Raw genomic sequence first — 13,572 nt, forward strand, 5'->3', positions numbered from 1 at the left:
CACCGCCGCGCGCCGGGGCGGGCACACCCTCGTCGTCACCGTGATGGACCCTCAGGAGGGCGGCCGGTTCGCCGTGTACGAGGAGGCGCGCTCCCTGCTCGACTGGGGTTTCGGGGCCACCGGCCGGGTCGAGCCGGTCGGATCGCTCCTGCCTCGTCCCGTGTCGCGGGACACCGCGGGTCCGACGGCCGGGGCGCGGTCAGGACCCGGTCCGGCCGCCGCCCCGCCGGCCGGCCCTTCGGCGCCCGCCGGCACGGCCGCCGACGACTCCGGCGGTCCCGGTGGCCGGCTGATGACGGCGGGGACGCTCGCGGGCGCCGCCGTTCTCGGCGCGGGTGCCGTGGCACTGGCCCTGCGCCTCCACGGCCGGCGCTCCGCCGCCCCGCGCTGACCGACGGGCAGCCCGAGCAGCAGCCCCAAGGTGATCCACACGTACGCGTTGCCGCCGACGAAGCCGCCGATGCCCGACGCGTCGTCGAACCACAGCCACACGACGCTGCTGCACAGCAGGCCGTACAGGCCCGACGCGAGCCACAGCAGCCGTCCGCGCCGCTGGCGCAGGCCCTCCTCGGCGAGGATCACCAGCGAGGGCAGCAGCCAGACGAGGTGGTGCACCCAGGTGACGGGGCTGACGAGGCAGGCGGCGAGTCCGGTGAGGGCGAAGGCGCCGAGGACGTCCCCCGTGGCGAGGGCCCGGCGCGCCCGCCACACCCATACCCCGAGGACGGCGAGCGCCAGCAGTGCCCAGACGGCGCGGCTCGGCTCGGCGGGGTCGGCGAGACGGGCCAGCACTCCTTGCAGCGACTGGTTGGAGACGTAGGCGAGACGGCCGATACGGGACGTGTCCCAGACCGCGTCGGTCCAGTAGAAGCGGGAGGCGTCCGGCGCGACCAGGGCCGCGAACGCGGTGGCGGCCGCCGCGACCCCCGTGGCGGTGGCCGCCGCGCGCGGGCGCCGGGCGAGCAGCAGCAGGACGATGAAGATCGCGGGCGTGAGTTTGACCGCCGCGGCGAGACCGATCCCGATGCCCGCCCAGCGGCTCCGTCCGTTCGCGATCAGCCGGGCGTCGGCGAGGACGAGGGCCAGCAGCAGGAGGTTGACCTGGCCGAAGCTGAAGGTGTCGCGCACCGGTTCGAGCAGGGCGAGCAGACAGACGCCCACCGCGAGCCCGAACAGGCCGTACCGGCGCAGCCGGCGTCCGGTCAGCACGTACAGGGTGTGCAGGACGAAGGCGGTCGCGGCGAGGTTGAGCAACAGGCCGACGGCGATCGCGGCGTGCAGTCCGAGCAGGGCCATCGGCAGCATGCCGACCGCCGCGAACGGCGGATACGTGAAGCCGTACGTCGTCCCCGGCACCCGGTAGTCGTAGAGGTGGCCGCCGTGGTGGATCCAGGTGTCGACGGCTCCGTGGTAGACGCGCAGGTCGAACCAGTCCCGCAGGAGCGGCACGGTCGCGGTGAAGACGGTCACGGCGGTGGCCAGGGCGAGGACGAACAGCAGACGCCCCCGGTCGGTGCGGGGCAGCCTCATGCCGTCCGCCCCAGGACGGGAGCGCTCGATGTCTGGTGCGCCTGCCAGAGGACGACCAGCGCGAGCGTCCCGCCCGACACCGCGAGGGCCAGCTGCTCGGTGTCGGGCGGCCCCCCGCTGGGCAGGACGGCGAGGGCGAGCGCTCCGGTCACGGCGGCCACCCGGTGGCGTACGGACCCGCTGGGCGCCGCCGCGGCGATGAGGAACAGGCCCCACAGCGCGTACCAGGGCCGAACGGCCGGGCCTAGCACGGCCACCGTCGCCAGGCTGAGGCCCAGCGCGTAGACGGGGCACGCGCGAGGGCGGCGCAGCCAGATGCCGACGATGACGACACCGGTGAGTACGAGGCCGAGGGCGTGCCAGGCGGGCAGCGCGTACGGGGCGAGATCGCTGCCGAGGCTTTGGAGGATGTCGCCGGTGGCGCGGCCGAGGAGGCTGGTGGGCGACCAGTTGTGCGGGGACACGGGTGTCTTCAGTGCGGCGATCCAGCCGTACCCCGTACCGGCCGCGGCGGTCGCGGCGACGGTGGTGGCGAGTGCGGCGGCCGTGGTCGTGACGATGGACCGCGCCATGCCCCGTCCGGCGCGTGGCTGGAGTGCGATGAGAGCCGCCAGGCCCAGGACGGCCGGGGCCTTGACCAGTGCGGCCAGGGTGACGAGGACGGCGCCCAGGACGGGCCGGCGGCCGAGGGCCGCCACCAGTCCGGCGCCGAGCAGGCCGAGCATGACGGCGTCGTTGTGCGCTCCGGCCACCAGGTGCAGCAGCACGAGCGGGTTGAGCGCGCCCAGCCACAGCGCGGCGGCGGGGTCGGCGCCGCTGTGCCGGGCGAGCTTCGGCAGCGCGGCGGCCATCAGCGCCACGCCGAGCAGCGCCACGACCCGCATGGCGAACAGTCCGGCCGGCACCTCGCCCCGCGTCAGGCCCGACAGCGCGGAGGCGACAGCGAGGAAGACGGGCCCGTACGGGGTCGCGGTCCGCCGCCACACCGGCGCCACCTCGTCGGCGAGAGGCCCGCCGAGCATCGCGGGTCCGTGCGTGTACACGTCGATGTGCGCGTCGACCATCGCGCCCTGGGCCAGATAGCTGTAGACGTCCCGGCTGAACAGGGGCGGAGCGAGCAGCAGGGGGATCGCCCACACGGCGAGGACGACCAGCAGCGCACGCGGAGTCGGCGGTTCGGGCCCGCGGACCACCCGCCCCAGCAGCGCCCAGGCGGCGATGAGCAGAACGACACCGAAGTACACGCCGACCAGGCCGAGTGCCGCGCGTCCGGACGCGAGCGACGGCAGCTCCCGGACGGGCAGGGCGCCGGCCGTCCCGCCTCCCGCCGCGAGGACGACCGAACCCGCGAGCCCGAGCAGCTGACAGCGACGCAGATCGACGGTGAAACCCTTGGCCAACACTTGGTCAGCGTGTCAATGCGGGGTGGCCGGAAAGCGACGCGTCCGTCTCGGAGCGGCAGCCGCAGCATGACCGCCGCCTTACCGACCCGGGCGGCTGACCGGGCGGCTGACCGGGCGGCTGCTCAGAACACCGACAGGCCCGTGATGGTGGTGAAGCGGTCGAGGGCCGCGACTCCCGCGACCGAGTTGCCGTGTCCGTCCAGGCCGGGGCTCCAGACGCAGAGCGTGCAGCGGCCGGGGACGACGGCGATGACCCCGCCGCCGACACCGCTCTTGCCGGGCAGGCCCACGCGGTACGCGAACTCGCCCGCCGCGTCGTACGTGCCGCAGGTGAGCATGACCGCGTTGACCTCCTTGGCCTGGCTCATCGTCAGCAGGCGGGTGCCGTCGGCGCGGATGCCGTGGCGGGCGAGGAAGCCGGTGGCCAGGGCGAGGTCCGCGCAGGATGCCTCGATGGAGCACTGCCGGAAGTACTCGTCGAGCAGCACCGGGACCGGGTTGCCGATGTTCCCGTAGGCCGCCATGAAGTGGCCCAGCGCGGCGTTGCGGTCGCCGTGGGCGGACTCGGAGGCGGCGACGTCCTCGTTGATGGCGAGGTGTTCGTTGCCGCTCTCCGCGCGCAGGAAGTCGAGGAGGGTGCCCGCCGCGTCGCCGGTCTGGGTGTGGAGCCGGTCGGTGACGACGAGGGCGCCGGCGTTGATGAAGGGGTTGCGGGGGATGCCGTTCTCGTACTCCAGCTGGACGAGCGAGTTGAAGGGGTTGCCGGAGGGCTCGCGGCCGACGTGTTCCCAGAGTTCGTCGGCCTCGTGGGCCAGGTCCAGGGCGAGGGTGAAGACCTTGGTGATGGACTGGGTCGAGAAGGGCTGACGCCAGTCGCCGACGCCGTACACCGTGCCGTCCAGCTCGGCGACGGCCATGCCGAACCGCTGGGGGTCGCAGGCCGCGAGTGCCGGGATGTAGTCGGCGGGGCGGCCGCGGCCCGGCGTCTTCTCGATCTCGGCGGCGATACGGTCCAGGACGGGCAGGAAGGTCAGGGGCGAGCTCATGATCACAGTCTGCCGCCGGCGGGGTGGGGGTGCGGCTCGTGGGCCGGTGCGGGGGGCATGTGGCTGGCCGCGCAGTTCCCCGCGCCCCTGATATGCAGAAGACTGCGCCGTTCCCCGCGCCCCTTAGTTGGCCGGCGCCCCTGGGCGGGTCGGCCCCCGACCCGCCCAGGGGCGCGGGAAACTGCGCGGGCAACCCCCACCGGCCGCCGGTTCACAGCGGGCCCGAGCCACCCGCACCCACCCCTACGGGGTGACCCGCTCCGTGAGGGTCAGACAGGCCGGTTCAGCGGGTCGAGCGCGCGGGTCGGCCGGATGTGGCCCACCACCGCGCCGCCCCCGAGGAGCGCCGCCCCGGCGAACTCGGTGAGCGCGGCGGGGTCGACGCCGGCGCGGGCGAGGGCCGCCGCGGTGACGGGTACGCGTGCCCGGTCGGCGCCGTCGGCGATCTTCACGGCGACGGCACGGCCGTCCGGCAGCGCAGCGGCCTGCACGCCTTCGAAACCGTCCTTGGCGAGCAGCCCGGGTACGGCACGCATCAGCGCGGCGACGTCCCGGCCGGAGCCGGACGCCATCTCGGCGTGCACGCGCATCGCGTCGGCCACCCGCGCCTCCGGCGTGCCGGGCGGGGCCGTCGTGATCCGGGCGGCGGCGCGTGCGAGGCCGTGCAGCGAGACGGCGAACAGCGGGGCGCCGCAGCCGTCGACCGTGACCTGCGCGACGGACTGCCCGGTCAGGTCCTCGACGATCTCCGCGATCGCCTGCTGGAGGGGATGCGCGGGGTTCAGGTAGTCGTCGAGCGACCAGCCGTTGAGCCGTGCCGTGTAGAGCATCGCGGCGTGCTTGCCCGAGCAGTTCTGCGCGAGCCGTGACGGAAGCCGCCCGGCACGGACCCAGTCCTCCCGGACGACCGGGTCGAACGGCAGGTCCGGGACGTTGCGCAGATCGTCCTCCGTCAGACCCGCGAGCTCCAGGATCCGCCGCGTACCCGCGAGATGACGCTCCTCGCCGGAGTGGCTGGCCGCGGCCAGCGAGAGCAGGTCGCCTTCGAGCGGCAGCCCGGCCCGTACCATCGCCACCGCCTGTACGGGCTTGAGCGCCGAGCGCGGGTAGAAAGCGGCCTCGATGTCGCCGATCTGCAGGTCCACGCTCCCGTCGGCGGCCAGCACGACCACCGAGCCGTAGTGGATGCCCTCGATGACACCACCGCGTACGAGATGGGCGACGGGCGCGTGCAGCGGCTCCCTGATGGAGGGTGCCGCACCGAGCGAACTCCCGCATCCGGCCAGGGCGTTGAGACTCATGCGTCCACCTTGCCGTTGCGCAGGGCGGTGACCCGGCCCCGTACGCCGTACCGGCCCGCGACCAGCGCCGCCGCGATCAGCGGGAGGCACAGGACCGTCGTGCGGCCCGCTCCCCCGTCCGCGTACATGAGGAGCAGGACGGAGGCGAGGAAGAGGCCGGTGCCGATGGCCCCGCTGATGGCGATCATGTTGACGTGCCGGGAGTTCAGGGACTTGCTGTACCCCGCGTCACCGGCGTCGACGTGACCGCTCGCCCGCCTCTTCCGCTCCTCCTTCGGTATCTGTTGCGTCTGTTCTTCGAGGGACTGCTCGCTCACGCCTGTGTTTCGCCTTCTGTGGGGGTGCCCGCGGGGTCGGCGCGCTCGGGGCGCACGATCGCGGTGAGGGTCGTCTCGACACGGTCGAGGTGGTGCGCCATGGCGTCGGCCGCGTCGGCCGCGTTGCCGTCGACGAGGGCCTCGACGAGGGCGCGGTGTTCACGGTTGGACTGCTCGCGACGGCCGCCGAGCTCGTTGAGGAACGCCGACTGCCGGGCCAGCGCGTCCCGGATCTCCTCGATCACGCGGCGGAAGACCGGGTTCTGGGCGGCCTGTGCCACGGCGAGGTGGAAGAGCGTGTCCATGGCGACCCACGCGGTGGTGTCCCGCTCGCGCTCCATCCGGTCGAGCAGGTGGGCCAGGTGGTCGAGGTCCTCGGGGGTCCGGCGTACCGCCGCGTATCCGGCCACCGGGATCTCGACATGCCGGCGGACCTCCATCAGGTCACTGGCCGTGTAGTCGCCGAAGGTGGGGTCCTCGACGGGGCCTGTGGACGTGACGAACGTGCCCTTGCCGGTCCGAGACACGGTCAGACCCATGGTCTGCAGGGCGCGCAGGGCCTCCCTCAGCACGGGCCTGCTGACCTCCAGCCGTCGGCACAGCTCCGCCTCGGAGGGCAGCTTGTCCCCCACGGCGTACACACCGCCCTCGATGGCACCGCGAAGGTGCCCGAGCACGGCTTCCATGGCACTGATGCGCCTCGGCACGGAGCCGGCTGTCTGGCTGTCTGACAGGTTCACGAGGGTGATCCTGCAGGGCACGGGAGGCGACTGTCAAGGTCGACGGATCGAGCCCGCCTCCGACCGGTCGACCTGCACCCCGCTGCGGGCCCGGTACCCGTGTCCGGACGGCTTGCCCCGGTACGGCCTCGGGGGCCTAGGCCCAGATGCCCTGGGCCGCCGCGACCCCCGCGAAAGCCGCCCCGAGCCCCGCGGCCACGCTCGCGATCGCGTTGACGGTGGCGCGGAAGGGGGCGCCGCCCTCGGCCAGCCGCAGCGTTTCGTACGAGAACGTCGAGTACGTGCTGAGCGCCCCGCACAGGCCCGTACCGAGCAGCAGTTGCAGAGCGGAGGAGGCCGCTCCCGCCATGGCCGCGCCGGTAAGGGTGCCCAGGACGAGGCAGCCGACGACGTTCACGGTGAGAGTGCCCCAGGGGAAGACCGAGCCGTACCGGGACTGCACCGCGCGGTCGGTGAGGTAGCGCAGCGGCGCGCCGACCATGCCGCCGACGATCACCAGCGCCCAGTTCACGAGGGGTCCCGCCCCGCGCTCCACCGGGCCGGCAGACGGCGCGTCAGCGCCACGGCCGTCCACACCGCCGCGAGGGCTGCGAGGAGAGTGGCCGCGAGGTAGGCGAGGGCGGTCCGGGGATGCCCCTCGTCCATCAGCCTCTGGATGTCCACCGCGTAGGTCGAGAAGGTGGTGAAGCCGCCCAGCACCCCGGTGCCGAAGAAGGGGCGCAGCAGCCGGTGGGGCGCCCACACCTCGGTGACCAGAACCATGAAGACGCCGATCACGAAGCACCCGACGACGTTGACCCAGAACGTGGTCCACGGGAAGCCGCCCGTCCGCGCGGGCCAGAGCAGTGCGGCCCCGTAGCGCGCCGACGCGCCGGCCGCGCCGCCCACCGCGACCACCGCCACGGCCGGTCCCTGCCCCCGCCACACCGGCGGGCGCCGGGCGGGCACGCCGGGTTCCGCCGGTTCGTCCACCGTCTCGGGGTGGGGGCTGGTCATGCGCGGTGTCTCCTGATCTCGGGCCGGAGATCAGGCTAACCGCCGGTGCCGGTCACAAGGCGCCCGACGCCTCCTCGGCGATGGCGTCGAAGCGGGCCGCCATCGCCGCCTGGAGTGCCTGGGCCGCCGACAGGGGCCGGACCATGACGGTGAGGTCGTCGATGCGGCCGTCCTCACCGAAGTGCAGGAGGTCGCAGCCCTGGAGGGCGCGGTCGCCCACCCGTGCCTCGAAGACCAGGACGAGGTTCCGGCCGTCGGGATCGGCGATCTCCCGGACGTAGTGGAAGTCCTCGAACACCTCGATGACGGCGCCCAGGATCGCGGAGGTGATCGCCTTCCCGGCGTACGGCTTGAAGACCACCGGGCTGGTGAACACGACGTCCTCGGCGAGCAGGTCGACGACGGCGGCGTGGTCGCCGGCCTCGACCGCCTTGCGGAAGGGATGCGTCATCTCCGCCTCTCACTTTCTCTCGCTCACTCATACACAACATGTTGATTAGGTGTGCCGGACAGTACTCTTCGCGCGCGTCAGCCCGCAACGGGTCGCCGCGGATCCGCAACGGGTCGAAGGGGTACGCAGGCGGCCGGGCGAGGTAGGAAGGAACCACCGAACCGGAGGTGCTGTCGTGTACTACCCGCTGACCGTCCGTGACTTCCTCGACCGCGCGGCCCATGTCTACCCGGACCGCGTCGCCGTCGTCGACGAACCGGAACAGCCGGGGCCGAGCCTCGGCGAGCTCACCTACCGGGAGCTGGCGAGGCTCGCCCGCGCGCAAGCGGCCAGGCTCGACCAGCTGGACGTGCCGGTGGGCGGCCGGGTCGCGGTGATCTCACAGAACTCGGCGCGCCTGCTGACCTCGTTCTTCGGCGTCTCCGGCTGGGGGCGCGTCCTCGTACCGGTGAACTTCCGGCTCACCCGGTCGGAGATCGACTACATCGTCCGGCACTCCGGCGCCTCGGTCGTCCACGCGGACCCCTCCTGTGCGGAGGTGCTCGACACGCTCGACGTCAAACACAAGTTCGTCCTCGGCGACGACGACGATCTCTTCCTTCCCGATGTCGAACCGCGCACCTGGGCGCAGCCCGACGAGGGGGCGACGGCCAGCGTCAACTACACGTCCGGAACGACCGCCCGCCCCAAGGGAGTTCAACTCACCCACCGCAATCTGTGGCTGAACGCGACCGTGTTCGGACTGCACACCACGATCAGCGACCGTGACGTCTATCTGCACACGCTCCCGATGTTCCACGCCAACGGCTGGGGCATGCCGTACGGCGTCACGGGGGTCGGCGGCCGGCACATCGTGCTCCGCCAGGTCGACGGGGCCGAGATCCTGCGCCGCGTCGAGCGGCACGGCGTCACCCTGATGTGCGCGGCGCCCGCCGTCCTGAACGCCGTGCTCGACGCCGCCGCCGACTGGGAGGGCGAGATCCCCGGCCGCGACCGGGTCCGTATCGTCTGCGCGGGCGCGCCGCCGCCGACCCGCACGATCGAGCGCGTGACGGTGGAGCTGGGCTGGGAGTTCATCCAGATCTACGGGCTCACCGAGACCTCGCCGCTCGTCACGGTCAACCGGGGCCGGGCGGAGTGGGACGACCTGGAACCCGCCGAGCGGGCCCGCAGGCTCGGGCGGGCAGGGGTGCCCGCTCTCGGCGTACGCGTGGACGTCGACGTGGACGGGGAGGTGCTGACCGCGTCCAACCACAACCTCGACGGCTACTGGGAGCAGCCCGAGGAGACGGCGAAGGCCCAGGAGGGCGGCTGGTTCCACACCGGGGACGGCGGGTACCTGGACGACGAGGGGTACTTGGTGATCTCCGACCGCAAGAAGGACGTCATCATCTCCGGCGGTGAGAACGTCTCGTCGATCGAGGTGGAGGACGTCATCACCTCGCATCCGGCGGTGCGCGAGGTGGCGGTGATCGGCATTCCGGACGCCAAGTGGGGCGAGCTGGTGACCGCGCTCGTGGTGACGGACGGATCCGGTGTCACCGCGAAGGAGTTGATCGCCCACTGCCGTACGCGGCTCGCCGGTTTCAAGACTCCCAAACGGGTCGACTTCGTGGAGTCGCTGCCGCGCACGGCGACCGGGAAACTGCAGAAGTTCAGGCTGCGGGAGCCGTTCTGGCGGGAGTGACGTAAGCCCTCCGGGGAGGAGGGCGGGTCGAGGGCGGGCGGAGGGTGGGGTGGAAACGGACACCCGTTTCCACCCCACCCTCGCGTTACGCCCGGTTACGTGCGGGGCGTCACCGGTGGCTGAACCACGCCATCGCCGGCAGCGCCTTGTCGTCGTAGCCGAACAGGGCCTGGTTCTCCCAGCCGTTGCCGGACGAGGGGTCGGTCGGGTCCCAGCCGTTGCCGGTCACCGCGGTCCAGGTGGACTCCCAGTAGAAGATGCCGAGGCCGCGGCCGTTGGGGACGGCCTCCACGATGCTCGCGACATCCTTCATCCACTGGGTCTGGCCCGCCGTCGAGGCGGCGTAGCCGGGAACGAGTTCGCTCGCGAGGTCGATGATGTTCTCGGTCGGGTCCTCGCTGTCCAGCCGGAAGGGATAGGCCGTCTCGGCGAGGTACACCGGCTTGCCGTAACGGGACGCCGCGTCGTCCAGGGTCGTCTGGAAGTCGGCGAGCGTGCCGTGCCAGTAGCCGTAGTAGGACAGGCCGATGACGTCGAACTTCACGCCGTTGGACACGGCGCTGTCGAACCACCAGCGGGTGCCGGCCAGGTCGCCGCCCTTGGCGAGGTGGATGGCCACGGTCGTACCGGAGTTGACCGCCTTGACCGCGTCGTAGCCCGAGTTGAGCAGCCCGGCGAGCTGCGACCAGTTCGAGGTGGAGCCCTCGTTCCAGAGCATGCCGCCGTTGATCTCGTTGCCGACCTGCACCATGTCGGCCGTGGTGCCCTGGGCCTTCAGGGCGTTCAGGACGTCGTACGTGTGGTTGTAGACGTCCGTCTTCAGCTGGCTGTAGGTGTGTCCGGACCAGGCGGCGGGCTTGGACTGGACGCCCGGGTCGGCCCAGGTGTCCGAGTAGTGGAAGTCGACGAGGAGCTTCATGCCCTGCGCCTTGGCGCGCTTGGCGACGGCGAGGACGTGCGCCTTGTCGTTGTAGCCGTCGGCGGGGTTCACCCACACCTTGAGACGGGCGTAGTTCTGCCCGGCGGACTTGAGGATGGCGAGGGCGTCACCGGTCGTGCCGGAACTGTTCTTGTAGACGCCGCCCTTGGCCTCGCTCTTGGCGAGTGACGATACGTCAGAGCCCTTGATGGCCAGAGCCGATGTGCCGGACGTGAAGGTCAGGTCGTCCACGTTGACCCAGTTGCCGGCCTTGGCGTCGGAGTTGACGCTGATCGTGCACTGGTTGTTCGTCACCGCTATGGAGGTGACGATCCGGAGCCACCCGCTGGACGACACCGGGATGTCGGTGCGCTGCTCGGCGCTCCCGCAGTTCTTGAGCGCGAGATATGCGGAGTTCTGGCCGCCGCCCGAGCGCACCCAGGCGGTGAGCTTGTAGGTGCCGTTGGTGAGGCCGGAGAGGTGCTGGTAGGTCTCCACCTTGTATGCGGAGGCCGCGTAGTGCGTGAGCCGGTAGCTCCCGCTGTGGCCGCCGGACTCCACGAAGGAGGCAGCGCTCTGGCCTGCGGCCGAGTAGGCCGTCCAGCCGGTCGGGGTGGCGGTGCCCGCGGCGTTCGATTCGAAGCCGGGGTTGGTGAGGGTGGTGGCCGCGCTTGCGCTCTGCGCGGGCAGCAGGGTCAGGGCCAGGCCGGCTGCCAGAGGCAGGAGCAGGGCCTTGAGTGTGCGTCTGGGGTGGAACATCGTCGTCGTTGTCCCTTCGACGTGATGTGGATGTGAGCCCCGTGCGGTGACGGGGGGTCCTACTCGCCCCCGCCGCCCCTTCCCGTTCCCGTCACGTACTCGGGGGCTTAGCCCCCGAACCCCCGGTCCTCAAACGCCGGACGAGCTGAGATGTCGCCGGACCGGCGGATATCTTTCAGCCCGTCCGCGAATCTTTCAGCCCGTCCGCGAATCTTTCAGCCCGTCCGGCGTTTGAGGACAAAGGGGGGGCGAGGGGGCGAAGCCCCCATGCGGTGACGGGAAGGGTAGGGGCGGCGGGGGCGAAAACAGTGGGGCGGATCAGTCGTCGAGTCGCACGACCCGGACGGCACCCGCGGGCACCGCGAGCCGCCCCGCGGCCCGCTCACCGGTGAGCAACTCCGTACCGTGCGCGTCGAGCGGCACCTTGACCTCCGCACCGGAGTGGTTGATCGCGAAGAGGAACGCCCCCGACTCCCCCACCCGCCGCACCACTTCGACATCACGGGGCAGATCGGCCCGCGGCGCGATCCGCGCGTCATCGCCGGCCCACCCGATCAGCGCGTCCAGCCCGGCGGCCCCGAGCCGCGTGGACACGTACCACGCGGACCCCTCGCCGAGCCGGTGCCGGGTGACCGCCGGATGACCGGCGGCGAGCCCGTCCGCGTACGTCCACACGGTCTCGGCGCCGCGCGGCACGACGAACTCGCTCCACACGTCACCGGCGAGTTCGGAGCCGTCGGGACCCGTGAGGCGCACCCGGTCGCCCGCGAGGAGCGGTGAGAACTCCTCGACGGTCAGGCCGAGCACGTCGCGCAGCGGGCCGGGGTACGCGCCGTCGTGCACGGCGTCGTGCTCGTCGACGATGCCGGAGAAGTACGAGACGACGAGCGTGCCGCCGTTCTCGACGTACTCCTTCAGGTTGAGCCCGGCGGCCTCGGTCATCAGGTAGAGCGCCGGGACCACGACCAGCGGATAGCCCGACAGGTCGGCCTCCGGGTGGGCGAAGTCGACGGTGAGGTGCCGGTCGTAGAGGGCCTCGTAGAAGGCGTCGGCGCGCTCGCGCGGGTCGTGGTCCTCGCTCGGGCGCCACTGTAGGTTCTGCGCCCACCAGGACTGCCAGTCCCACAGGACGGCCGCGTCGGCCACCGTGCGGGTGCCGCGGACCACGCTCAACGAGTCGACGGCCGAGCCGAGTTCGACCACCTCGCGCCAGACGCGCGAGTCGGTGCCCGCGTGCGGCAGCATCGACGAGTGGAACTTCTCCGCGCCGCGCCGTGACTGCCGCCACTGGAAGAACATCGCGCCCTCGGAGCCGCGGGCCACATGGGCGAGCGAGTTGCGGGCCATCTGGCCGGGCGCCTTCGCGGGGTTGCGGGTCTGCCAGTTGACGCCCGACGTGGAGTGTTCGAGCAGCAGCCAGGGGGCACCGCCCGCCACGGAACGGGTCAGGTCGGCGGCCATCGCGAGGTTCACGTGCGTACGGCGGCCGTCGGTGATCAGGTAGTGGTCGTTGCTGACGAGGTCGACCTCGCGGCCCCAGGCCCAGTAGTCGACGGAGTCGCACTGACTGAGGGCGGTCATGAAGTTCGTGGTGACCGGGATGCCGGGCGCCAGGCGGTGCAGAATGTCCCGCTCGGCCACGAAGTTCTCGCGCATGGTGGCATCGGCGAACCGCTTGTAGTCGAGCGCCTGGCCCGGGTTGCCGACCGTCGGGGCCAGCCGGGGCGGGTTGATCTGGTCGAGGTCCGCGTACCGCTGACCCCAGAAGGCCGTGCCCCAGGCCTCGTTGACCGCGTCGATCGCGTCGACCGTACCGTCCGGGTCGATCGTGCCGTACGCCGCGGTGAGCCAGCGGCGGAAGTGCGCCGCGCAGTTCTCGCAGTAGCAGGCCGAGACCGGGACCCCGTACTCGTTGTGGACGTGCCACAGGGCGAGTGCGGGGTGTGCGGCGTACCGCTCCGCCAGCCGCTCGGTGATGTTCGCGGCGGCCGCGCGGTAGTGCGGGTTGCTGTGGCAGATGGCGCCGCGCGAGCCGAACTCGTAGCGGGTGCCGTCGGCGGCCACCGGCAGCGCCTCGGGGTGTTCCCGGTAGAACCAGGCGGGCGGCGCGACGGTCGGCGTACCGAGGTCGGCGCGTATCCCGTTCTCGTGCAGCAGGTCCAGTACCCGGTCGAGCCAGCCGAAGTCGTAGGTGCCCGGCGAGGGTTCGAGCAGCGCCCAGGAGAAGATGCCGACGCTGACCATCGTGACGCCGGCCTCGCGCATCAGCCGGACGTCCTCGGGCCAGACGGACTCCGGCCACTGCTCGGGGTTGTAGTCCCCACCGAAGGCGAGCCGGTCAAGGCCCTTGGGGGTGGTCTCCGGCATGGATTGTCTCCCGGTAAATCGATCATTTGGGAACGTGCACACACCGTTTCAGCGGC

The 13,572-nt window shown here is 72.0% G+C and carries 11 protein-coding genes and 2 pseudogenes; 1 reads left to right on the plus strand and 12 read right to left on the minus strand.

Annotated elements, in window-relative coordinates; genetic code table 11:
• Positions 1-51 precede the first annotated feature (51 nt).
• The 10 genes and pseudogenes from ACIOKD_RS21025 to ACIOKD_RS21070 all read right to left on the minus strand — a co-directional run bounded on the left by ACIOKD_RS21025 (position 52) and on the right by ACIOKD_RS21070 (position 7,784).
• A complete protein-coding gene (locus tag ACIOKD_RS21025; protein ID WP_402085996.1) occupies positions 52-1,530 on the minus strand; it encodes a glycosyltransferase 87 family protein in 1,479 nt (492 codons plus the stop codon).
• Entirely contained in the window at positions 1,527-2,933 is a 1,407-nt protein-coding gene (gene mptB, locus ACIOKD_RS21030) for a polyprenol phosphomannose-dependent alpha 1,6 mannosyltransferase MptB (RefSeq protein WP_402085999.1), read from the minus strand. The genes ACIOKD_RS21025 and mptB overlap by 4 nt, the downstream gene beginning before the upstream one ends.
• A gap of 122 nt (positions 2,934-3,055) precedes the next feature.
• Positions 3,056-3,979, minus strand: a complete 924-nt coding sequence (locus ACIOKD_RS21035) for a glutaminase (protein ID WP_402086001.1) — start codon at positions 3,977-3,979, stop codon at positions 3,056-3,058.
• Positions 3,980-4,248: 269 nt separating this feature from the next.
• Positions 4,249-5,280: an asparaginase gene (locus ACIOKD_RS21040; protein WP_402086004.1), complete on the minus strand. Its 1,032-nt coding sequence runs from the start codon at positions 5,278-5,280 to the stop codon at positions 4,249-4,251.
• Positions 5,277-5,432, minus strand: a pseudogene (locus ACIOKD_RS21045) (L-asparagine permease); the annotation flags it as partial. The pseudogene ACIOKD_RS21045 and the gene ACIOKD_RS21040, both read right to left, overlap by 4 nt.
• Positions 5,421-5,597: pseudogene (locus ACIOKD_RS21050) on the minus strand (L-asparagine permease); the annotation flags it as partial. The pseudogenes ACIOKD_RS21050 and ACIOKD_RS21045, both read right to left, overlap by 12 nt.
• Positions 5,594-6,337: a FadR/GntR family transcriptional regulator gene (locus ACIOKD_RS21055; protein ID WP_402086007.1), complete on the minus strand. Its 744-nt coding sequence runs from the start codon at positions 6,335-6,337 to the stop codon at positions 5,594-5,596. The pseudogene ACIOKD_RS21050 and the gene ACIOKD_RS21055, both read right to left, overlap by 4 nt.
• A 136-nt stretch (positions 6,338-6,473) precedes the next feature.
• Positions 6,474-6,848 carry a fluoride efflux transporter CrcB gene (gene crcB, locus ACIOKD_RS21060; RefSeq protein ID WP_402086010.1) on the minus strand — a complete coding sequence of 125 codons (375 nt, stop codon included), beginning with the start codon at positions 6,846-6,848 and terminating at the stop codon, positions 6,474-6,476.
• Positions 6,845-7,333, minus strand: a complete 489-nt coding sequence (gene crcB / locus ACIOKD_RS21065; RefSeq protein WP_402086013.1) for a fluoride efflux transporter CrcB — start codon at positions 7,331-7,333, stop codon at positions 6,845-6,847. Before crcB (ACIOKD_RS21065) ends, crcB (ACIOKD_RS21060) begins: the two co-directional genes overlap by 4 nt.
• Positions 7,334-7,385: 52 nt before the next feature.
• Positions 7,386-7,784 (minus strand): nuclear transport factor 2 family protein, encoded by a 399-nt coding sequence (locus ACIOKD_RS21070; RefSeq protein WP_402086016.1) that lies wholly within the window; start codon positions 7,782-7,784, stop codon positions 7,386-7,388.
• Positions 7,785-7,959: 175 nt separating this feature from the next.
• On the opposite strand from ACIOKD_RS21070, the gene ACIOKD_RS21075 reads away from it, so the two are divergent.
• Positions 7,960-9,471 carry an AMP-binding protein gene (locus ACIOKD_RS21075; protein ID WP_402086018.1) on the plus strand — a complete coding sequence of 504 codons (1,512 nt, stop codon included), beginning with the start codon at positions 7,960-7,962 and terminating at the stop codon, positions 9,469-9,471.
• Between the two features lie 109 nt (positions 9,472-9,580).
• Here ACIOKD_RS21075 and ACIOKD_RS21080 read toward each other — a convergent pair whose 3' ends face one another.
• Together ACIOKD_RS21080 and ACIOKD_RS21085 are read right to left on the minus strand one after the other, a co-directional pair.
• Positions 9,581-11,149 (minus strand): arabinogalactan endo-beta-1,4-galactanase, encoded by a 1,569-nt coding sequence (locus ACIOKD_RS21080; RefSeq protein WP_402086021.1) that lies wholly within the window; start codon positions 11,147-11,149, stop codon positions 9,581-9,583.
• Positions 11,150-11,467: 318 nt separating this feature from the next.
• Entirely contained in the window at positions 11,468-13,516 is a 2,049-nt protein-coding gene (locus ACIOKD_RS21085) for a beta-galactosidase (protein ID WP_402086024.1), read from the minus strand.
• Positions 13,517-13,572 lie beyond the last annotated feature (56 nt).

The sequence above is a fragment of the Streptomyces sp. NPDC087844 genome, assembly GCF_044742785.1.
Classification (GTDB): domain Bacteria; phylum Actinomycetota; class Actinomycetes; order Streptomycetales; family Streptomycetaceae; genus Streptomyces.